We start from the raw sequence: 20,331 nt of genomic DNA, 5'->3' as shown, positions 1-20,331 counted from the left end.
TGCCGGAGATTAGCCCATGTCTTCGAGTTTGCGGCCCTTGGTCTCGCGCACCCACCTGACGACGAACAGGAACGACAGCACCGCGAAGAACGTGTACATGGCGTAGGTGAGCGGCAGGTTCCAGGCCGCCAGCGCCGGGAACGTCACCGTGATCGCCCAGTTCGCGATCCACTGGGCCCCGGCGGAGATGCCCAGGGCGGCGGCGCGGATGCGGTTCGGGAACATCTCCCCCAGGAGCACCCAGACCACCACACCCCAGGACAGGGCGAAGAACAGCACGAACACGTTGGCCGCCACGAGCGCGATCAGCCCCTGCGGGTCCGGCAGCGTGACCGTCCTGCCCACCGTCCTGGCCGCGCTGAACGCCCACGCCGCGGTGGCCAGCGAGACCGCCATGCCCGCGGAGCCGATCAGCAGCAGCGGCTTGCGCCCGATCCTGTCCACCAGCGAGATCGCGATGAACGTGCCCACGATGTTGATCATCGAGCTGGAGAAGCTGATCAGCAGCGAGGCGCTCTGGTTGATGCCGACCGACTGCCACAGCACGGACGAGTAGTAGAAGATCACGTTGATGCCCACCAACTGCTGGAAGACCGACAGGCCGATCCCGATCCAGACGATCGGCAGCAGCCCGAGCGCGGGCCCGCGCAGGTCCTTCAGCCCCGGCACCCGCTGGGTGCGCAGCACGTGCTGGATCTCCGCGATGTGGGCCTCGATGTCGGTGTCCTCGGGCTCGATCTCGGCCAGCACCTCGCGGGCCCTCCTGGTGCGCCCCGACATGATCAGGTAGCGCGGCGACTCGGGGATGATCAGCGCGAACGTCAGGTAGAACAGGGCGGGCACGACGCAGGCGCCCAGCATCCACTGCCACGCCTGCAGGCCCCAGAGGGGGTTGTTCACGTTGCCGCCGGCCAGCTGGACGATCAGGAAGTCGACGAGCTGCGAGACCGCGATGCCGAGCACGATCGCCAGCTGCTGGAACGAGCCCAGCCGCCCCCGGTAGGCGGGCGGGGCCACCTCGGCGATGTACGCGGGCCCGATCACCGACGCCATGCCGATCGCGAAGCCCGCGATCACGCGCCAGAACGCGAGGTCCCAGATGGCGAACGGCAGCATCTGACCGATCGAGCTGACCGCGAACAGCAGCGCCGCCACCTGCATCGTCCTGGTACGCCCCAGCCGGTCGGCCAGCCCGCCGCCCGCCCACGCCCCCACGGCGGACCCGAGCAGCGCGATGGCCACCACGAACCCGATCTCGACCGGCCCCACGTGGAAGTACTTCCGGATGCCGACGACGGCGCCGTTGATCACGGCGCTGTCGTAGCCGAACAGGAACCCCCCGATGGCCGCGGCCGCGGTGATGAAGACGACGTGGCCGAGGTGCTCGTGGTGCGCGTACTTCGTTGCCATGCAGGTCCTTCCCCGTGGTGGGGGGACCTACCCGCAGGTCATGGCGTTAGTCAGAGCCGGGGGTCCACCGGCTCCGACTCCAGGGCCAGCACCGCGAAGACCGGCTCGTGCACCCGCCAGGCCGCCTCGCCCTCCGCCAGCCGCGACAGCGCCTCCAGCCCCAGCGCGTACTCGCGCAGCGCCATCGAGCGCTTCTTGCCCAGGAAGCGCCGGCGCAGCACGTCGAGCGACTCGGTGTAGTCGGGGCCGTAGATGATGCGCAGGTATTCGCGCCCGCGCACCTTCACGCCGGGCTGCACCCGGCCGGGGGCGTACGCGGCGGGCTTGACCACCATGCCCTCTCCGCCCGCCGCCGTCAGGGACTCCCACCACTCGGTCGCCGAGGCCCTCGACCCGGGCGAGTCGAGGGTGACGAAGACGTGCCGGGTGGGGGCGATCAGCGGCGAGTCGAGCAGCGCCAGCGTGGACAGGTGCCAGGCGTGCGGCTCCAGCGCCGTGGCCCGCCCCTCGCAGGCGAGGATCTGGAACGGCGCCAGCCGGATGCCCTCCAGACCGTCGACCGGCCAGCAGTAGCGTGCATAAGCGTCGCGGAACAGGGCAGCGTTGTGGGAGCGGCGCCGGGTGCGGGTCAGCAGTCCGCCCACGTCCATTCCCCGCCCGGCCGCCGCTTCCAAAGCCGCGACCGCCTCGGGCAGCGCGGCGCGGGCGGCCGCGCCGACGGAGGCGTACTGCGACCGGATCAGCTCACCGGCCTTCGCCGACCAGGGCAGCAGCTCGCAGTCGAGCACCACCCAGTCGGAGCGCAGCTCCGCCCAGAGCGGCTCGCACGCCTCGCGCAGCCGCGCCACCAGCGGCGCCGTGTCGTCGAAGAACGGCCGCCCGGTGCGCGTGTAGACGGCGCCCGTGCCGCCGTCCGTCACGCCGAACGTGGCCGCTGCCACCTCCGGCGTCCTGGCCAGCACGGCGACGGCCCGCGAGCCCATGTGCTTCTCCTCGCACACGACCTCGCGCACCCCGGCGGCGGCGAACTCCTCGAACGCCTCGTGCGGGTGCTCCAGGTAGCCGTCCAGCCGGGACGTCTCCGGCGGCGCCATGGTGGGCGGCAGGTAGACCAGCCAGCGCGGGTCCACCGCGAACCGGCTCATGACCTCCAGGGCCGCGGCCGCGTTCTCCTCCAGGACCTTGACCCTGGTGCCGAACCTGGTCTCGACGTGCCGGGTGCCGGTCACGTCGTTGATGTCCAGCATGCCGGGATCGCGGGCCGAGCCGGCGCCGAGGGGCTTGGCCGGCTCGTACCACACCTTCTCGGCCGCGACCTGGACGATCTGCCGCTCCGGGTAGCGCAGCGCGGTCAGGTGGCCGCCGAAGACGCAGCCGGTGTCGAGGCAGATCGTGTTGTTCACCCACTCGGGGCGGACCGTGGGGGTGTGGCCGTAGACGACCATCGCCCGGCCGCGGTATTCGTCGGCCCACGGGTAGCGGACGGGCAGGCCGTACTCGTCGGTCTCGCCGGTCGTGTCGCCGTACAGGGCGAACGCGCGCACCCGGCCCGAGGCGCGGCCGTGGTAGGCCTCCTTCAGGCCCGCGTGCGCGACCACGAGCCGGCCGCCGTCGAGGCGGTAGTGGCTGAGCAGGCCGTCCATGAACGTCCTGGCCCGCTCCACGAACTCCGGCTCCTGCGCCGCGAGCTGGTCGAGCGACTCGCGCAGGCCGTGCGCGACCGTGACCTTGCGGCCGTTGAGCGCGCGCACCAGCTTCTGCTCGTGGTTGCCGGCCACGCAGATCGCGGTGCCGGCCTCGACCATGTCCATCACCAGGCGCAGCACGCCGGGGGTGTCGGGCCCGCGGTCGACCAGGTCGCCGACGAACACGGCCGTGCGGCCCTCCGGGTGCGTGAGCCCCTCCCAGCCGAGCCGGCGCAGCAGCGTCTCCAGCTCGGAGCGGCAGCCGTGGACGTCGCCGATGATGTCGAAGGGGCCGGTCAGCTCGGTCCTGTCGGACCAGGCCCTCTCGTACGTGATCTCCGCGCCGTCGATCTCGTCGAGGCCGCGCAGCACGTGGACCCGCCGGAACCCGTCGTTGGAGATCCTGCTCAGCGAGCGCCGCAGCTCCTTGCGCTGGCGGATCACCACGCCGGGGCCGAAGTCGCGGTCGGGCCGGGCGGCGTTGCGCTCGATGGCCACCTCCTCGGGCGCGTCGAGCACGATCGCGTCGCACAGCACGTCGTGCTTCTTGGCCAGGTCGAGGAGGCTCCTGCGGGCCGCGTACTGGACGTTGGTGGCGTCGACCACGGTGAACAGGCCCCTGGCCAGCCGCACGCCGACGATGTGATGCAGCAGGTCGAACGCGGCGGGCGTGGCCGACTGGTCGTTCTCGTCGTCGGAGACCAGGCCGCGGCAGAAGTCGGAGGAGATGACCTGCGTGGGCTTGAAGTGCTTCCTGGCGAACGTCGACTTGCCGCTGCCCGAGACGCCGACGAGCACCACCAGCGAGAGCTCAGGAACGCTGATCACGGGTGAACACTCCCATCTGGGTCGGCGGGCCGACCTCGGGGTCGTCGTCGCCGACCGGCTCGAACGCGACCTGGTAGCCGTACTCGCCGGCGACCCTGGTGGCCCAGGCGGCGAACTCGGCGCGGGTCCACTCGAAGCGGTGGTCGGGGTGGCGCAGGCCGGTCAGGAACTCGTAGCGGACGTTGTGCTCGATGTTGGGGGTGGTGACGAGCACGTGCTGTGGCCTGGCGCGGCCGAACACGACGCGTTCGAGCGCGGCCAGGCGCGGCGGGTCGACGTGCTCGATCACCTCCATGAGCACCGCGGCGTCGTAGCCGGACAGCCGCTTGTCGGTGTACGTGAGCGCGCCCTGGAACAGGGTGAGCCTGGCACGCCTGCTGTCGGGCATGCGGTCCAGGCGCAGCTTGCGGGCGGCGATGGTGAGCGCCATCGACGAGACGTCCATGCCGCCGACCCTGGCGAACCTGGGCCTGGCCAGCAGCGCGCCGACCAGCTCGCCCTGGCCGCAGCCCAGGTCGATCACGCTGACCGCGCCGAGCTCCTCCAGCTTGGCCAGCACCGCCTCGCGCCGCCGCAGGTTCAGCGGCTTCGCCTTGGGCGCCTCCTGAGTGGCCTCCTCCTGGGCGGCCTCCTCCTGGGGAGCGTCGCCCTGGGCCGCGGCCTCTGCGGCGGCCGCCTCGTCGGCGGCGCTCTCCCCGGCGGGCGCGTCCTCCTCGACCGCGGGCTCCAGCTGCTCCTCGGTCTCGTCGCCCAGCTCGGCCAGGCGCGCCAGCGCGGTGCGGGCCAGTGCCCAGCGCCGCCCCAGGTAGCGCCGGGTGATCAGGCCGCGCTCCGGGTGGCCGGACAGCCAGCCCTCGCCCGCCCTGATCAGCTTGTCGACCTCGTCGGGCGCGATCCAGTAGTGCTTGCCGTCGTCGAGCACGGGCAGCAGCACGTACAGGTGGTTGAGCGCGTCGGCGAGTCGCGCCGTGCCCCGCAGGGTGAGCCGGACGTAGCGCGAATCACCCCACTCGGGGAAGCCCTCGTCGAGCGGCACGGCCTGCGCGTCCACCTCCCACCCGAGCGGCTCGAAGAGCCTGGTGGCCAGCTCGGGGCCGCCCCGGCAGGGCAGCGCGGGCAGCCGCAGCTCCAGCGGCAGCGGCGTGCCCGCCAGCTCGGGCCTGGCCGCGCACCGGCCCGCCCGCGCCGTGCGGAACACGTCGGCCAGCGCCACGGCCAGCAGCGAGGAGGCCGCGTAGGGGCGGTCGTTGACGTACTGCGACAGGCTGAAGTCGGGCGAGCTCTTGCCGCGCGACCTGACCAGCGCGATCGGATCGACCTCGAGCAGGAGCGCCGCCGTGCAGCGCTCCTCCTCCGCCTCGGGGTAGAACACCGTGGCCGTGCCGAACGACCGGCCGAACTCCTGCACCCGTCCGGGATGCTTGTGCAGGAGGAAGCCCAGGTCGGTGGCCGGCCTCGCGGTGGTCGTGATCGTCAGCAGCACGCCCCAAGTCTGCCGTACCGCCACGAAGCGCCGCCAATGATTACTTACACGTGCGGGAGCACCTCCGCGGCGATCAGCTCCAGGTGCTCGAGGTCGTTCAGGTCCATGATCTGGAGGTAGACCGTCTCGGCGCCCAGCTCGGCGAACTTGCCGATCTTCTCCACGATCTCGGCCGGGGTGCCGCACAGGCCGCCCGCGGGCAGGGTCTCGGGGTTCTCGCCGATGGCGGCCGCGCGCCGCTCGACCTCCGCCCGATCCGCGCCCACGACGGTGGTCTGCGCCACCGAGTACGTCAGGCTGCGCCCGGTCGTCTCGCAGGCCGCCCGCACCCGCGCGAACGCCTGCTCGGTGTCGGCCAGGGTGTGGAACGGGAGGTTGTACTCGTCGGCGTAGGTGGCCGCCAGCCTCGGCGTGCGCTTGGCGCCGAACCCGCCGATGATGATCGGCGGCCTGGGCCGCTGGACCGGCTTGGGCAGCGCGGGCGAGTCGGCCACCCGGTAGTAGCTGCCCTCGAACGAGAAGCTCTTCTCCGCGGTCCACAACCCCGTGATGATCTCGAGCTGCTCCTCGAACCGCCCGAACCGCTCGTTCTGCGGCGGGAACGGGATGCCGTACGCCGCGTGCTCGGTGTCGAACCAGCCCGTGCCGAAGCCCAGCTCGACCCGGCCGCCGCTCATCTGGTCGATCTGCGCGACGCTGATCGCCAGCGGCCCGGGCAGCCGGAACGTGGCCGGCGTCACCAGGGTGCCCAGCCGGATCCTCGAGGTCTCCCTGGCCAGGCCGGCCAGCGTGATCCACGCGTCGGTCGAGCCGACACCCGGGTCGCCGGGGCCGATGCGCATGTAATGGTCGGAACGGAAGAAAGCATCAAAACCCAGTCGCTCGGTGGCCTGGGCGACGGTGAGCAGGTCGTCATATGTCGCGCCCTGCTGGGGCTCGGTGAAGATCCGCAGCTTCATGACGACATTATCCGCACACAACGGACGCGTGCCGGAAAAGGACCGCGCGGCGGCCCGCGCGCTTGCTACCGTTCGAGTCAGCGCCGGTACGTAGCCGAATGACCACGTGGGGTGGCCTATGCCGCGGCACAAGAGGGAGCCGGGCACGCTCCCGCGCCCGCTCGCGATCCTCGCGGCTCTCGCGCTCACCGGCGCCACCGGGGCGATCGTGCGCCTGCTTCCCGCGGGCGCCACGCTCGCGCCGAAGCCGCCGGTGGTGAGGCACACCCCTGCCGTCTCGCCACCGGTGGCGACAGAGCCGCAGGCGGCGTTCGTGGAGTTCGTCGACACCGCTCGCGAGCCCGAGTTCGACCTGCCCAAGGAGACCCGGCGCACCGGGGTGCGCCGGTACGCGCTCGGCCACCTCGTCGCGGGCGACGACGGCTGCGCGCCCAAGTGGAACGGCCCGTCCCAGTCCGACCCGCTCGATCCGGGCAAGAACCCCGTGGCCAACCGGATCGGCCGGCTCAGGGCGCTGGGCGGCGACGCCGCGCCCGTGTTCGGCGGCCCGGAGGGGCAGGAGCTGGCCGACACCTGCACCAGGCCGGGCGGGCTCGCGGCCGCCTACCGCAGGGTGGTCGGGGCGTTCGACGCCGACGCCATCGACTTCGAGGTCAGCGACAGCGAGGACGACGCCGCCGTGCTGCGCAGGGCGCGGGCCATCTACGCCATGCAGCGCGAGCGGCCGCTCCAGGTCAGTTTCACGCTGCCGCTGAAGCCGGACGGGCTGGGCTCCGGCGACGTGGCGATGCTGCGGGCCACCCGCCGGGCGGGCGCCGAGATCGGCACCGTCAACCTGCTGGCCGACATCGAGCCGCGCGGCGCCCCGGACGGCCGCCTGCGCCGGGTGGCCGAGGCCGTGCTGGCGGCCAGGGACCAGATCGCGCAGGCCCAGGGCCTGGACGACCCGGAGGAGGCCTGGCCGCACATCGCGCTCACCCCGGTGCTGGCGGGCGAGGGCGACCTGAACGAGGTCGACGCCCGGACCCTGGCCGCCTACGCCGCCCGCCACGGCCTGGCCTGGCTGTCGCTGCGCGGAGTCGCCCCCAAGCCGGACGTGTCACGGATTCTTTGGCAGACCTCTCCCTGACTATAGGATTTCCGCGACGGGCGAGGTTTCCAGCGGCAGGGGGATGGCGTGATGGCGGCGCGTCCGGAGACGGCGCGAAAGATCCTGCTCTACTGGATGGACGCCGCGATCATGCTCCTGGGCGTCATGTTCGTGGCGATCACCGTCGTCTACCTGGTGGCCGGCCGGATCTCCACGCTCAACGCCGCGGCCGTCCTCGTCTGCCTGGTGGGGTGCTTCAGCCTCTTCCCCTCCCTGCTCAGGGACGCCTACGAAGCCAGGCCGCGGCCCACGCCGAAGCTGGTGGCCGCGGGGCTGTCCGCGGCGGTCGCGGTGTCGCTGGTGCCGCGCCAGCCGTTGGAGGGCGTGCCCAGCTGGCTGGAGATCGGCATCCTGTGGCTGTCGATCGCCGCCCTCTACCTGCCCCTGGCCGTGACCCTCTGTCTCGGCGTGGCCGTGGTCGCCCTGGTCAGCGGCTATGTCATAGCCGTGACCGGCCAGCCGTGGCTCGGGGTGCTCCTCCCCGAGACGATCAGCGCCGTCCTGCTGACGGCGGCCATGCTGGTCTGGCGCTGGATCTGGTGGACGATCAGGGACGCCCACGACGGCAAGGAGGCCAAGGCCCGGCTGGCGGTGTCGGAGGAGCGGCTGCGCTTCGCCCGTGACCTGCACGACCTGCTCGGGCACAGCCTGTCGGTGATCACGCTGAAGAGCGAGCTGGCCGCCAAGCTGGCGACCAAGGACGCCGGGCGGGCGTCCGCCGAGATGGCCCAGGTCCACCGCCTGGCCGGCGAGTCGCTGGCCGAGGTCCAGCAGGCGGTGCACGGATACCAGGCGCTCGACCTCGACGAGGAGCTGGCCGGCGCGCGGGTGGCGTTGGAGGCGGCCGGCGCGCGCTGCCTGATCGACGCCAGGACCGACGGGCTGTCACCGGCCGCCAGGACGCTGCTGGCCTGGGCGGTCCGCGAGGGCACCACCAACGTGCTCAAGCACAGCGCGGCCACCCGCTGCGCGATCACGATCGACGGCGGCGTGCTCGAAATGGTCAACGACGGCGTGGCCGGGCGCCCCTCCGCCTCCGGCAGTGGCCTGCGGGGCCTGTCGGAGCGGCTGGCCACGGCGGGCGGCTCCTTCTCCGCCCGGCCGACCCCGGCGGGCGAGTTCCTGCTGCGAGCGGCGGTGCCCGCGTGATCCGCCGTGCGACGAAGCTGGACAAGATCCGCTGGGTGATCGTCTACTCGATCGACCTCGTCAATCTGCTCACCCTCTTCGGCTACTACGACCTCTACGTCCGGTGGCAGGACTTCGGGGTGCCGTGGCCGGTGGTCCTGACCGGCGTCGTCCTGCTGCTGATCTTCAACGTGCTGGCGACCCGGCCGCACCGGGTGGCCATGAGGGGCGGCAGGCGGCCCACCGCGATCCTCTCGGTGACCGGCGTGATCACCCTGGTCATGGCCGTCAACGGGCTCATGTGGGCCATCCCGACGTGGCTGGGCATGCTGGGGCCCTTCGTCCGCAGGCGCACCGTCGTGATCCTGTCGGTCCTGTCCGTCGTGCTCTTCAACCTCTACGTGGGGCTGCTGGGCGCGCCCATCTGGGGCACACTCCTGGTGCAGTCGGTGTTCACCGGCATGGGCGTGGGCGGCGTGCTGACCAACCTGTGGCTCTGGCGGGTGGCCAAGGAGGCCTACGAAGGGCAGGAGGCGCAGGCCAGGCTGGCGGTCTCGGAGGAGCGCCTGCGCTTCGCCCGCGACCTCAACGCCCTGCTCGGGCAGAGCCTGACCGACATCGCCGCCCGCACCGAGGGCGCGTCGCGCACGCTGCCCGCCGACCCGGCGGCGGCGGCCGAGGAGATGTTCGCGGTGCGCGACCTGGCCCGGCGCTCGCTGCGCGAGGTGCGCTCCGTCGTGCAGGGCTACCGGGCCGTCGACCTGGACGAGCTGCTCGCCAGCGTGCGGGCCGTGCTGGAGGCGGCGGACGTACGATGCACCGTGCGCGCCGAGACGGGCTCGCTGTCGCCGGAGACCCGCACGCTGCTGGCCACGGTCGTGCGCGAGGGCGCCACCAACGTGCTCAAGCACAGCACGGCCGAACGCTGCACGATCACGATCGAGGATGGAGTGCTGGAGATGTCCAACGACGGGGTGAGCGGACCGGCGGGCGCGCACGCGCCGAACGGCCTGGCGGGGCTGGCCCAGCGCGTACGCGCGGCCGGCGGCACCCTGGAGGCCGCGCCGACGCACGAGGGCGGCTACCTGCTGCGGGCGGCGGTGCCGGCATGACGACCAGGGTGTTGCTGGCGGACGACGAGCACCTGATCCGGGGCGCCATCGCGGCCCTGCTGGACCTGGAGGAGGGCATCGAGGTCGTCGCCCAGGTGGGCAGGGGCGACGAGGTGGTGGCCGCCGTGGCCGAGCACCGGCCCGACGTGGCCGTGCTCGACATCGAGATGCCCGGCATGGACGGCCTCAGCGCGGCCGAGCAGATCAGCGCGCAGTGCAAGATCGTCATCCTGACGAGCCTGGGCCGCCCCGGCTACCTGCGCAGGGCCATGGCGGCGGGGGTGAGCGGCTTCCTCGGCAAGGACGCCTCGGCGGAGGAGCTGGCCATGGCGATCAGGAAGGTCCAGGCGGGCGGCCGCTACCTCGACGCCGAGCTGGCCGCCGCCGCGATGGCCGCCGGCGACAGCCCGCTGACCGAGCGCGAGCGCGACGCGCTGCGGCTGGCCGGCGACGGGGCCACGATCTCGCGGATCGCGGCCGAGCTGCACCTGACCGAGGGCACCGTACGCAACTACCTGTCGAGCGCGATGACCAAGCTCAACGCCCAGAACCGGCTGGAGGCCATCCGCACGGCCCAGCGCATGGGCTGGCTCTGAACGGGCGAAGGCCTCACCGCAGCAGGTCGCGCACCTTCGCCAGCAGGTCCACCTGGGTGCGCCAGTCGCCGCCCGCCACGCCGATGACCGCGTGGCCCGCCCCGGCGTCACGGTAGGCGGCGAGCGCCTCGGCGGCCTGCTCCGGCGGGCCGGTGAGCGGGATCGGCAGGACCTCCTCCAAGGGGCGGCCGTAGGCGGCGGCGACGCCCGCCGCGATCTCCTCTCGTGACGGGACGCCGTCACCGGTCCCCAGGGCCGCCGTGCCGCCGATCGCGACGACCGGTGCGGGGCGGCCCCGGCCCGCGGCCAGCTCCGCGAGCCGGGCCCGGCCCTCGGCCACCTCCCGGGGCGGGACCAGGGACGGGAACCACCCGTCGCCGAGCAGCGCCGCCCGCCGGATCGCCGCGCCGGACGCGTTGCCGACCCACACCGGCGGCATCGTGGCGGCGGGCGACAGCCGCACGGGCGGCTCGCCGGGCTCGTCCCGCAGCCGGGTCTCCTCGCCCGCCAGCAGCCGGGGCAGCAGCTCCAGGGCCGTGTCGGTACGCCGCCCGCGCGAGCGGTAGGGCGCGCCCGCCGCGGCCCACTGCCCGGGACCGCCGCCCGAGCCCACTCCCAGGACGAGGCGGTCGCCGGTGACGTGCTGCAGGGTCGCGATCTGCTTGGCGGCCCACGCGAGAGGCCGGATGGCGGGGACGAACACGCTCATCCCGACCTTGATCCTCCGGGTGCCCGCCGCCGCGGCGGCCAGGGCGATGGGCCCGTCCAGCGTCGGCCCGCCGATGGCCAGGTGGTCGCCGTGCCAGACGCCGTCCAGCCCGGCGTCCTCGGCGTGCCGGGCGGCGGCCGGCAGGTCGAGGCCGTCGCGCCGCTGCACGGCGATCCCCGGCAGGATGACGCCGATCGTGAAGCTCTCCATGCGTCCCACAGTGCAACCTCAATCGCGGTCGAGGTCAACGGGAGTGCCGGATCGGACCGATGAGAGCGTTTGCAGGACGCGTCTCGAAAGCGTCACGGGTATTGACGGCACGGACATCGTGAACTTACGTTCGCGGTACTTATCCGGTTCAGCAGGCTCCTGCGGCCTGCGACTACTCCCAATTGATCGCTCACCGGTCTCCAGGGCGGGAGCGCGTTCCGCGTCCTTCCTGGGAGCGCTCCCAGGTGGGAGCCCCCGCCGCCCGTTCGAGAGCAAGCCGGCCCATCGGGGGTCGATGGAAGACGTGCGAACCTTCGCGCCCCGCGCGGAGGAAGGAGAGAAGCGATGCGAAACCGGGCTCGGATCATGATTCCGCTCGCGGCGGCGGGCCTGCTCGCCGCGGCCTGCACCGGCGGCGGAGCCACGCCGACCCCACCGGCCTCCCAGCCGCAGAGCCAGGGCGCGGCGGGCAGCGCCAACCCCGACTCGCTGCCGCGCAACGAGACGCTCTACACGACCGGCACCCAGTGGGGGCCGCCCGTCAACTTCAACCCCATCAGGGAATGGGACCACGCCACGGGCACCAAGGGCCTGGTGTACGAGACGCTGTTCCACTATGACGCGACCGCCGGCAAGCTGACCCCCTGGCTGGCCGAGAGCGGCTCGTGGGCCGACGACAAGACGTACCAGGTCAAGCTCCGCCAGGGCGTCAAATGGGCCGACGGGCAGCCGTTGACGGCCAAGGACGTGGCGTTCTCCTTCGAGCTCGGCAAGATGGAGACGATCCCGTACCACAACCTGTGGACCTGGCTGAAGAGCGTCGAGGCGGTCGACGACCAGACGGTCAAGTTCACCTTCTCCACGGCCAACTACCAGCAGTGGGACTTCAACCTGTACAGCCGGTCGATCGTCCCCGAGCACATCTGGAAGGGCCGCTCGGAGAACGAGGTGCTCGACGGGATCAACGAGAACCCGGTGGGCACGGGCGCGTACACGTTCATGGCCAAGGACCAGGACCGCGTCGTGCTGCGGCGGCGCGACGACTGGTGGGGCAAGGCCGCGCTCAACATGGAGCCCAAGCCGCGCTACATCGTCGACATCGCCACCCCGAGCAACGAGGTCGCGATGGGGCTGCTGCTGCAGAAGGGCATGGACCTGAGCAACAACTTCCTGCCCGGCGTGGCCAACCTGGTGAAGGGCAACTTCGGCCTGACGACCTACTACAGCGAGCCGCCGTACATGCTGTCGGCCAACACCGCGTGGCTGGTGCCCAACACCACCAAGAAGCCGATGGACGACCCCGCCTTCCGCAAGGCGCTCGCCTCCTCGATCGACGTCAAGAAGATCGTCGAAGGCGTGTACGGCAACCTCGTCAAGGCCGCCAGCCCGACCGGCCTGCTGCCGCAGTGGGAGCAGTACGTCGACCAGGGCGTGGTGGCCAGATCGGGGTTCGCCTTCGACGCGGCCAAGGCGAAGAAGACGCTGGCCGACGCCGGTTACAAGGACACCGACGGCGACGGGTACGTGGAGAACAAGGACGGCTCCAAGATCAGCCTGTCCATCATCGTCCCGTCCGGCTGGACGGACTGGATGGAGTCGGCCAGGTCCATCGCCGCCAGCGCCAAGACCGCCGGGATCCAGGTCACCCCGGACTTCCCCGACTTCAACGCCCTGGTGGAGAAGCGCGCCAAGGGCGACTTCGACCTGCTGATCAACAACGAGCGGCAGCTGTCCAACTCGCCGTACACCTACTACGAGTACCTCTTCCAGCTCCCGGTCCAGAAGCAGCAGAACACCGTCAACTTCGCCCGCTACGAGAACAAGCGGGCCTGGGACCTGACCAAGCAGCTCGACCAGGTCAAGACCGACGACGCCGAGGGCATGAAGAAGATCATCTCCCAGCTCCAGCAGATCCACCTGGACGACCTGCCGGTGATCCCGCTCTGGTACAACGGCCTCTGGGCGCAGTCGAGCAACCAGGTCTGGAAGAACTGGCCGGCCGCGGCGGGCAGCGCACCCAAGACCCCGGCCGTGATGTGGCACAACTGGCTCGAACTCGGCGGTTTCGAAACCCTCACGCAGCTCCAGCCGTCCGGCTCCTGACCCCATCGTCCCCCGCTCCCGCAGGAGCGGGGGACTTTCACGGCTCTCACGGAGAAAGCATCACGTGCGTCGATATTTCGGCAGAAAACTGCTCATATACGGGCTGACCTTCTTCGTCGCTGTCACCGTCAACTGGCTGATCCCGCGTTTCATGCCCGGCGACCCGGTGGCGAGCATGGTGGCCAGGGCCAACGTCACCCAGCCCGCCGCCGCGGAGGCGATGCGGGTCTACTACAGCAACCTCTTCGGCTTCGACCAGCCGCTGATCACGCAGTACCTCAACTTCTGGGCCGCGCTGTTCAGGGGCGACTTCGGGATCAGCATCTGGCTGTTCCCTTCCCCCGTCAGCTCCGTGATCACGACCGCGGTGCCGTACACGCTGGCGCTGATCGTCCCGTCGGTGCTGCTGAGCTGGGTGGTGGGCAACCGGTTCGGCGCGTACGCGGCCCGGCGCAAGCTGCTCGACAACACCGTGCTCCCGGTCGGGTACGTCCTGACCGCGATGCCGTACATGTGGCTGGCCGTGCTCCTGGCCTGGGCGTTCGGCGTGATCGCCGGCCTGTTCCCGGTGGCCGGCGGCTACAGCTTCTCGATGCGGCCCAACTGGTCGTGGGCGTTCCTGCTCGACCTGCTGCACCACTGGACGCTGCCGTTCCTGTCGCTGTTCCTGGTGGCGCTGGGCGGCTGGGCCATCGGCATGCGCAACATGATCATCTATGAGCTGGAGTCCGACTACTCCAACTACCTGGCCGCGCTCGGCGCCCCGGCCAGGCTCATCCGGAGGTACGCCTTCCGCAACGCCGTCCTGCCCCAGATCACCGGCCTGGCCCTGCAACTCGGCGTGATCGTGGCCGGAGCCCTGGTCACCGAGATCGTCTTCGCCTACCCGGGCCTGGGCAGCCTGATTCTCAACGCCATCAAGAACAAGGACTTCTTCCTGCTCCAGGGCACGTTCCTGTTCATCGTGCTCGGCGTGCTGATCGCCAATTTCATCATCGACATCGTCTACGTCGTGGTCGATCCGCGTACCAGGGCGGGAATGGCGGGTGCGCAGGCATGACGGCACTCCAGGAAGTCGCCCCGCACGAGCGGGCCGGGGTCCGGCGCGAGGCGCTCTACTTCGCGGTGCGCAACGGCAAGCTGATGTTCGGCTTCGGCCTCGTGCTGGTGCTGCTCCTGCTCGGCCTGATCGGGCCGGTGCTCACCAGCGGCACGCCCAACGAGTACGGCCCCCAGCCCATGAGCCCGCCCTCGGCCGGGCACTGGCTCGGCACTACGACGTTCGGCCAGGACATCTTCCTCCAGTTCGTGCACGGCCTGCGCAGCACCTTCGCCGTGGGCGTGGTCGGCGGCGGCATCGCCGCGGCCATCGGCATGCTCGTCGGATTCGTGGCCGGCTACCGCGGCGGCATCGTCGACGAGGTGCTCAACATGCTGACCAACGTCATCCTCGTCATCCCGACCCTGGCCGTCCTGCTGATCATCAACGCCTACCTGGGGATCAGGAGCGTGGCCGTGCAGGGCCTGTTCATCGGCCTGACGCAGTGGCCGTGGGCGGCGCGGGCGATCAGGGCGCAGACGTTCTCGCTGCGTACGAGGGAGTTCGTGGACCTGGCCAGGATGAGCGGCGCGAGCACCTGGAAGATCATCACCAGGGAGATCGCGCCGAACATGAGCTCCTATCTGTTCATGACGTTCATCCTGCTGTTCGGCGGCTCGATCCTCATCGCCTCCTCGCTCGACTTCATCGGCCTCGGCCCGACCGAGGGGGTCTCGCTCGGCCTGATGCTGCAGAACGCCAACCAGTGGAGCGCGCTCCAGCTCGGCATGTGGTGGTGGTTCGTGCCGCCGGGCGCGGCCATCACCGCCATCGTGGGCGCCCTGTACGTGGCCAACGTCGGCCTCGACGAGGTCTTCAACCCGAAACTGAGGGAGACATGAGCCTGCAGGTCAGCGAGCTGAGGGTGTACTACCGCACGCTCAGGGGCGAGGTGCGCGCCCTCGACGGCATGTCCTTCGTGCTGTCGGACGGCGAGATCCTCGGCCTGGTCGGCGAGTCCGGCTGCGGCAAGAGCACGCTGGGCAAGAGCCTCATCCGCATGGACGGCCGCATGCGCCACGCCGGCGGCCGGGTCGTGCTCGACGGCCGGGAGCTGCCCATCGCCGACGACCGCCGGATGAACGACTTCCGCTTCAAGGAGGTCTCCCTCATCCCGCAGTACGCCATGAGCGCGCTCAACCCCACCCGCAAGATCCGCAAGATGGTCGGCGAGCTGCTCAGGTCGAGGGGCGCGGACCTGGACGCCGCCGAGCTGGAACGCCGGATGGACCAGGTCGGCCTGCCCCGCGAGGTGCTCGACCGCTACCCGATCGAGCTGTCCGGCGGCATGAAGCAGCGCATGGTGATGGTCATCTCCACGCTGCTCGACCCGTCCCTGCTGATCGCCGACGAGGTCACCTCCGCGCTCGACGTCTCCACCCAGAAGGCCGTCGCCCGCGCGCTGCTCGGCTTCCGCGAGAGCGGCTACGTCAAGAGCATGATCTTCGTCACCCACGACCTCGCGCTCACCCACCACATCGCCGACACGATCATGGTCATGTACGCGGGCAGGCTCGCCGAGAAGGCGCCCGCCGACGTGATCGTCAAGGCGCCCCGCCACCCGTACACGAAACTGCTCCTCGACGCCCTGCCCGAGGTCGGCGTCCGCTACGCCGAGCGCCGGCTGGAGGGCATCGCCGGCAGCCCGCCGTCGCTGCTGGACCCGCCCGCCGGCTGCCGCTTCCGCGACCGCTGCCCGATCGCGGGGGACGAGTGCGCCGAGGAACCGCCCGTGGCCGAGCTCGCCCCCGGCCACCACGTCGCCTGCTGGAAGGCCTGATGCTGAAACTCGACGACGTCACCAAGGAATTCAGGATCGGCGCGTTCGGCGGCAAGAGCGTCGCGGCCGTGCGGAACGTGAGCTTCGAGGTCGTGCCCGGCGAGGTCGTCTCCCTGATCGGGGAGAGCGGCAGCGGCAAGAGCACGATCGGCCGGATGATCCTCGGCCTGAACCCGGTCACCAGCGGCACGATCACCTTCGACGGGCGGCCCGTGCGCGGCGGCAAGGAGTACTACCGCCACATCCAGGGCATCTTCCAGGACCCGTTCAGCTCGTTCAACCCGGTGTTCAAGGCCGACCGGGTGTTCGACCTGGTCAAGGAGGCGTACTACCCGTCCGTCCCGGCGGCCGAGTGGGCAGGACGGGTCGCGGCGTGCCTGCGCGACGTGCGGCTCAACCCCGACCAGGTGCTCGGCAAGTATCCGCACCAGCTCAGTGGCGGCCAGCTCCAGCGCCTGCTCATCGCCCGCGCGCTGCTGCTGGACATCAAGCTGCTGGTGGCCGACGAGATCACCAGCATGCTGGACGCCTCCACCCGCATCGACGTGCTCAACCTGCTCGCCGAGCTGAAGACCCGGGGCCTCGGCGTGCTCTACATCACGCACGACCTCTCGCTCGGCAACTACCTGGCCGAGCGCACGGTGGTGCTGCGCCGGGGGAGCGTGGTCGAGACGGGGCCGACGGACAAGGTCTTCGGGGATCCGCTGCACCCGTACACCCGCGAGCTGCTGTCGGCCGTGCCGCGCCTGCACCAGGCCTGGGATGACGCCACGCCCGTGGAAACCTGCCTGTACCACGAGCGCGGCGGCACGGGAGCGCTGCTGGAGGCCGAGCCCGGCCATCTCGTGGCGTGCGCCCGGCTCCCGTCCTGCTGAGCGGAGAGAAGGGGGCGGTCAGACCCGGAACTCCTCGGTGCGGTGCGCGTAGGCCGGCAGCGCGGCCCGCATCTCGTCGGTGACCTGCGGCGGAGGCAGGGGCACGATCTCCCGCTCGTGGAAGTCGAGCACGTTCTCCCCTTCGGCGAACAGCTGCTGGACCGTCCGCAGGCACGGCCCCACGATCGCGGGATCGGTGATCCGCCGCCCGCCCATGCCCCCGCCGTACCGGTCGTACAGCACCTCGTACATCAGGGACGGAGAGAAGATCACCAGCTCCGGCATCGGGTCGAGGCCCGCCACCCGCTCGGCCGGCACCACCCGGCACGGGGAGCCGGCCCTGGCGCGCAGGGCCAGCACGTGCATCTCCCACTGCAGGTACGGGGTGATCGGGAACTCGACGACCCGCACCCGCCTGACCGGGACGCGGTGCCGGAAATAGTCGGCCACGGTCGCCGCCATGCGCTCGGTCAGGGCCAGCGAGCGCTCCCAGTCGCCGTCCATCATGGCCCGCCAGCTCGCCACGTCGGGCTCGTAGAAGTGCTGGGCCCGCTCCAGCTTCCACATCGGCTCGGGGCAGATCGCGTGGTCGCGGTCGAAACCGGCTTGGTACTCCGGCACGTCCAGGGCGGGGCCGTCGGCTCGGGCGACGGCGGCGAACGGGTTCGTGCGGCGGGCCGGAGCGCCCTGCTGGGTCATGCGGCGTCCCTTCGACTCTGAAGATCCGCCCTGATCATGAAATGAGCCCCTGACAGGGTCAAGGCCCAAAACGATCTGGGCGGACCGTCAGCGCCGGTGGTGGAAACGCCGGTGGATGAGGCTGAACACCATGGCTCCCAGCCACACCACGAAGAGCACCTTGAAGATCCCGAACCCGCCGAAGATCAGCCCCAGCAGCAGGAACACGAACAGCACGCCCACGAACGGGTGCGGCCCGCGATGGTGCCGCCAGGGGTGCTTGCCCTGCTCGCGCCACTGACGGCGCATCTCCCGGCGGGCCTGGTGCATGGAGTGGCGCATGTCATGGTGGGCCTGGTGCATGGACTGCATCTGCCGGCGGTGCGCCGACATGGCCTCCCGCCAGCCGTCCATGCCGTAGTGGGGGCCGTAAGGGGGAGCGTCGTAGTGGGGTGCGGGCTCGCGGTAGCCGGGCGCGGGCTGCGGCCCCGGCAGGTCGGCCGTTACCTTGGCCAGGTCACGGGCCGTCTTCGAGGCCAGCGTCTGGTCGAGTCGCTCGTCGAGCTCCTCGTGGGTCAGGCGGCCCTGCGCGAAGTGCTCGCGCAGGACGGCCATCGTCTGCTCACGCTCGGCGTCGCCGATGCGAAGGTCGTGCGAGTCCATACCTGATCCCGAATCCTTCCGGAAGCTCGCGCTCACTCCTCGCCCGGTTCGTCGTCCGCCAGGATCTGGTAGAGCTTGCGCCGGGTCTCTATAAGAGTCTTACGCGCTTCTCGGATTTGTGCGTCACTCCCGGTCTGCAAAACCTGCATCATGGCGAAGGCCGACTGCCGGGCGATGTGCCAGAGATCGGCGGTGTTGTCGTCGATGTCGGGGCGCATCTCGTCCCACGGGGCCCGGACCTCGTCCGCGTGCGACTCGATGTAGTTGCGCCCCGCCTCGGTGAGGCGGAAGGTCTTGCGGCCCTCGCTCTCCTCCGAGATCACCAGGCCCTCGTCGGTGAGTTGCTGCAACGCCGGGTAGACGGCGCCCGGGCTGGGCTTCCAGCCGCCCTCGCTGCGCTCGGCGATCTCCTGGATGATCTGGTAGCCGTTGCGCGGCTCCTCCAAGAGCAGGGCCAGGATCGCGGCGCGTACGTCGCCCCGCTTGGCCTTGCGGCCCCGGCCGCCCCAGCCCCGCTGGCCGCCCCACGGCCCGCCGGGCCCGCCCCAGGGGCCGCGCCCCCAGTCGAACGGGAACGGCCCGGGACCGCCGCGCCTGCCGCGCTGGCGGTGCTCGTGATGGTGGCGGCGACCGCCCATCTCGTCGAAGGCCTCGGAGACGGCCCTGAACGCCTCGCGGGCGGCCTGCTTGGCCTCGCGGGCCGCCTGCCGGTACTCGTGCGCGCCGGGCCAGTGTCCGCCTGCTGCCTGTGCTGAATCCATTTCTCCCCCTATATCGTGATCTGTTCTCGATGCGTCAACGATATATCGATAGTATGTCGTTCGCAAGGCGGCTGCGGGAGTGAGCCAGATCACGAAAAAGTTGCGGAATCCGGGAACAGGATTGAGGAAAGCCTCGTTATCTAGAGCAGACGAGGTCGTTCCGCGTCGGCAGGGCTGGGGGGTGCTGTCGCCGCGGAGACGGCCTCGTCTGCGTTTGCGGGGCTTTTTCCCGGAAGATCCGGGGCGGCGTAGGCAATGTTTTCGCCAAGTCGCCCGTCGCGGACCATCGTGAATGCCTGCCAGGGCGGGTCCTGGCGCGTAAAGGGACTCTTTGCCGTACAGTCCGGATCATGATGGGGCACACGCATGCGATGACCGGGGCCATCGCCTGGCTGGGGCTGGCGCCGCCCCTCGCCGCACTTCCGTTGCTGAACGAGTCGTCCCGGTTCGTCGAGACGGGAATCATGGCCACCGCCCTCAGTCCGGCGGAGCTGATCGCCGGCGCCCTCATCTGCGCGGGCGCCGCGATGCTGCCCGACCTCGACCATCCGAGCGCGACGATCGCGCAGACGTTCGGTCCGATCACGTGGGCGATCAGCAAGGCCGTGTGCTGGGTCAGCGGCGGCCATCGCGGGGCGACCCACTCGCTGGCCTTCGCGGTGGCGCTCGGATTCGGGGCCCACTGGCTGGCCAACACCTATCCCATCGGGCGCGACATCATGGTCGTGCTGCTCATCGGACTGGCCCTGCGGGCGATCGGCGTCGGGATCCCGGGTAACAAGGCGGGTTCCGCGATGATCAACATCGGGCTGACCGCCGGACTGTACGCGGTCTTCCTCTCGCTCGGGGTGGGATACGCCTGGCTGGGGCTCGCGGTGGCGATCGGGTGCCTCATCCATGTGGTCGGCGACTGCATGACCGAACGGGGCTGTCCAGTGCTGTGGCCGCTGGGGGTCAAGTTCGTGCTCCCGTGGAAGATCGGCATCAAGACCGGCAAGAAGTTCGAGCAGAAGATCCTCGCGCCGATCCTGTCGGTGGCCATCGTCGGCCTGCTGTTCTGGCGGCTGGCACCCACTTAACTTGATGTCGAGATAAAATTCGG

General features: G+C 70.8%; 18 protein-coding genes. 10 read left to right on the top strand and 8 right to left on the bottom strand.

The genetic code is table 11. The features are described from left to right. Positions 1-9: 9 nt before the first annotated feature. From H4W80_RS20365 to H4W80_RS20350, 4 genes are read right to left on the bottom strand one after another with little or no spacing between them, the layout of a single operon-like run. The gene (locus tag H4W80_RS20365) at positions 10-1,410 is read right to left on the bottom strand and encodes a sugar porter family MFS transporter (RefSeq protein ID WP_192786547.1); all 1,401 of its coding nucleotides are present in this window, start codon (positions 1,408-1,410) and stop codon (positions 10-12) included. A 50-nt stretch (positions 1,411-1,460) separates the two neighbouring features. Further along, the gene (locus H4W80_RS20360; protein ID WP_192786546.1) at positions 1,461-3,923 is read right to left on the bottom strand and encodes a polynucleotide kinase-phosphatase; all 2,463 of its coding nucleotides are present in this window, start codon (positions 3,921-3,923) and stop codon (positions 1,461-1,463) included. After that, positions 3,907-5,406, bottom strand: a complete 1,500-nt coding sequence (locus H4W80_RS20355; protein ID WP_192786545.1) for a 3' terminal RNA ribose 2'-O-methyltransferase Hen1 — start codon at positions 5,404-5,406, stop codon at positions 3,907-3,909. Before H4W80_RS20355 ends, H4W80_RS20360 begins: the two co-directional genes overlap by 17 nt. Before the next feature lie 44 nt (positions 5,407-5,450). Beyond that, positions 5,451-6,365: an LLM class F420-dependent oxidoreductase gene (locus H4W80_RS20350; protein ID WP_185077834.1), complete on the bottom strand. Its 915-nt coding sequence runs from the start codon at positions 6,363-6,365 to the stop codon at positions 5,451-5,453. Between the two features lie 118 nt (positions 6,366-6,483). Between H4W80_RS20350 and H4W80_RS20345 the strand changes: the two genes are divergently transcribed. The 4 genes from H4W80_RS20345 to H4W80_RS20330 are packed head-to-tail and all read left to right on the top strand — an operon-like array spanning position 6,484 to position 10,351. After that, a complete protein-coding gene (locus tag H4W80_RS20345; protein ID WP_192786544.1) occupies positions 6,484-7,494 on the top strand; it encodes a glycoside hydrolase family 18 protein in 1,011 nt (336 codons plus the stop codon). Between the two features lie 51 nt (positions 7,495-7,545). Next, positions 7,546-8,664 carry a sensor histidine kinase gene (locus H4W80_RS20340; RefSeq protein ID WP_192786543.1) on the top strand — a complete coding sequence of 373 codons (1,119 nt, stop codon included), beginning with the start codon at positions 7,546-7,548 and terminating at the stop codon, positions 8,662-8,664. Next, a complete protein-coding gene (locus H4W80_RS63665; RefSeq protein ID WP_192786542.1) occupies positions 8,661-9,755 on the top strand; it encodes a sensor histidine kinase in 1,095 nt (364 codons plus the stop codon). The genes H4W80_RS20340 and H4W80_RS63665 overlap by 4 nt, the downstream gene beginning before the upstream one ends. Beyond that, complete coding sequence (locus H4W80_RS20330) at positions 9,752-10,351, top strand: response regulator transcription factor (protein WP_192786541.1); 600 nt, start codon at positions 9,752-9,754, stop codon at positions 10,349-10,351. The genes H4W80_RS63665 and H4W80_RS20330 overlap by 4 nt, the downstream gene beginning before the upstream one ends. Positions 10,352-10,364: 13 nt before the next feature. On the opposite strand, the gene H4W80_RS20325 is transcribed toward H4W80_RS20330, so the two are convergent. Continuing rightward, complete coding sequence (locus H4W80_RS20325; RefSeq protein WP_192786540.1) at positions 10,365-11,270, bottom strand: LLM class flavin-dependent oxidoreductase; 906 nt, start codon at positions 11,268-11,270, stop codon at positions 10,365-10,367. Positions 11,271-11,615: 345 nt separating this feature from the next. Between H4W80_RS20325 and H4W80_RS20320 the strand changes: the two genes are divergently transcribed. From H4W80_RS20320 to H4W80_RS20300, 5 genes are all read left to right on the top strand, one after another. Beyond that, positions 11,616-13,373: an ABC transporter substrate-binding protein gene (locus tag H4W80_RS20320; protein WP_192786539.1), complete on the top strand. Its 1,758-nt coding sequence runs from the start codon at positions 11,616-11,618 to the stop codon at positions 13,371-13,373. Between the two features lie 64 nt (positions 13,374-13,437). Next, on the top strand, positions 13,438-14,433 hold the full coding sequence (locus H4W80_RS20315) for an ABC transporter permease (RefSeq protein ID WP_192786538.1): 996 nt from the start codon (positions 13,438-13,440) through the stop codon (positions 14,431-14,433). Next, entirely contained in the window at positions 14,430-15,314 is an 885-nt protein-coding gene (locus H4W80_RS20310; RefSeq protein WP_192786537.1) for an ABC transporter permease, read from the top strand. Before H4W80_RS20315 ends, H4W80_RS20310 begins: the two co-directional genes overlap by 4 nt. Continuing rightward, entirely contained in the window at positions 15,311-16,252 is a 942-nt protein-coding gene (locus H4W80_RS20305; RefSeq protein WP_192786536.1) for an ABC transporter ATP-binding protein, read from the top strand. Before H4W80_RS20310 ends, H4W80_RS20305 begins: the two co-directional genes overlap by 4 nt. After that, positions 16,252-17,127: an ABC transporter ATP-binding protein gene (locus H4W80_RS20300; RefSeq protein ID WP_192786535.1), complete on the top strand. Its 876-nt coding sequence runs from the start codon at positions 16,252-16,254 to the stop codon at positions 17,125-17,127. Before H4W80_RS20305 ends, H4W80_RS20300 begins: the two co-directional genes overlap by 1 nt. Positions 17,128-17,145: 18 nt before the next feature. Here the strand turns inward: H4W80_RS20300 and H4W80_RS20295 are convergent, their stop codons facing one another. The 3 genes from H4W80_RS20295 to H4W80_RS20285 form a co-directional block, all read right to left on the bottom strand. Continuing rightward, positions 17,146-17,826 carry a DUF6879 family protein gene (locus H4W80_RS20295; RefSeq protein ID WP_192786534.1) on the bottom strand — a complete coding sequence of 227 codons (681 nt, stop codon included), beginning with the start codon at positions 17,824-17,826 and terminating at the stop codon, positions 17,146-17,148. Positions 17,827-17,913: 87 nt separating this feature from the next. Continuing rightward, positions 17,914-18,468, bottom strand: a complete 555-nt coding sequence (locus H4W80_RS20290) for a DUF1707 SHOCT-like domain-containing protein (protein ID WP_192786533.1) — start codon at positions 18,466-18,468, stop codon at positions 17,914-17,916. 32 nt (positions 18,469-18,500) lie between these two features. Then, positions 18,501-19,229: a PadR family transcriptional regulator gene (locus H4W80_RS20285; protein WP_192786532.1), complete on the bottom strand. Its 729-nt coding sequence runs from the start codon at positions 19,227-19,229 to the stop codon at positions 18,501-18,503. Positions 19,230-19,579: 350 nt separating this feature from the next. Here H4W80_RS20285 and H4W80_RS20280 point away from each other — a divergent pair, with 350 nt between their 5' ends. Further along, positions 19,580-20,308 carry a metal-dependent hydrolase gene (locus H4W80_RS20280; protein WP_192786531.1) on the top strand — a complete coding sequence of 243 codons (729 nt, stop codon included), beginning with the start codon at positions 19,580-19,582 and terminating at the stop codon, positions 20,306-20,308. The last annotated feature ends 23 nt before the right edge of the window (positions 20,309-20,331 follow it).

The organism is Nonomuraea angiospora (assembly GCF_014873145.1).
In the GTDB taxonomy this organism is placed as follows: Bacteria; Actinomycetota; Actinomycetes; order Streptosporangiales; family Streptosporangiaceae; genus Nonomuraea; species Nonomuraea angiospora.
This window is presented reverse-complemented; position numbering and strand designations above follow the sequence as displayed.

Excerpts from the sequence above, each read along its gene's own strand:
- H4W80_RS20365 (WP_192786547.1), bottom strand. The coding sequence starts at position 1,410 with ATGGCAACGAAGTACGCGCACCACGAGCACCTCGGCCACGTCGTCTTC.
- H4W80_RS20350 (WP_185077834.1), bottom strand. The coding sequence starts at position 6,365 with ATGAAGCTGCGGATCTTCACCGAGCCCCAGCAGGGCGCGACATATGAC.
- H4W80_RS20345 (WP_192786544.1), top strand. The coding sequence starts at position 6,484 with ATGCCGCGGCACAAGAGGGAGCCGGGCACGCTCCCGCGCCCGCTCGCG.
- H4W80_RS20340 (WP_192786543.1), top strand. The coding sequence starts at position 7,546 with ATGGCGGCGCGTCCGGAGACGGCGCGAAAGATCCTGCTCTACTGGATG.
- H4W80_RS20330 (WP_192786541.1), top strand. The coding sequence starts at position 9,752 with ATGACGACCAGGGTGTTGCTGGCGGACGACGAGCACCTGATCCGGGGC.
- H4W80_RS20325 (WP_192786540.1), bottom strand. The coding sequence starts at position 11,270 with ATGGAGAGCTTCACGATCGGCGTCATCCTGCCGGGGATCGCCGTGCAG.
- H4W80_RS20320 (WP_192786539.1), top strand. The coding sequence starts at position 11,616 with ATGCGAAACCGGGCTCGGATCATGATTCCGCTCGCGGCGGCGGGCCTG.
- H4W80_RS20310 (WP_192786537.1), top strand. The coding sequence starts at position 14,430 with ATGACGGCACTCCAGGAAGTCGCCCCGCACGAGCGGGCCGGGGTCCGG.
- H4W80_RS20305 (WP_192786536.1), top strand. The coding sequence starts at position 15,311 with ATGAGCCTGCAGGTCAGCGAGCTGAGGGTGTACTACCGCACGCTCAGG.
- H4W80_RS20300 (WP_192786535.1), top strand. The coding sequence starts at position 16,252 with ATGCTGAAACTCGACGACGTCACCAAGGAATTCAGGATCGGCGCGTTC.
- H4W80_RS20295 (WP_192786534.1), bottom strand. The coding sequence starts at position 17,826 with ATGACCCAGCAGGGCGCTCCGGCCCGCCGCACGAACCCGTTCGCCGCC.
- H4W80_RS20290 (WP_192786533.1), bottom strand. The coding sequence starts at position 18,468 with ATGGACTCGCACGACCTTCGCATCGGCGACGCCGAGCGTGAGCAGACG.
- H4W80_RS20285 (WP_192786532.1), bottom strand. The coding sequence starts at position 19,229 with ATGGATTCAGCACAGGCAGCAGGCGGACACTGGCCCGGCGCGCACGAG.
- H4W80_RS20280 (WP_192786531.1), top strand. The coding sequence starts at position 19,580 with ATGATGGGGCACACGCATGCGATGACCGGGGCCATCGCCTGGCTGGGG.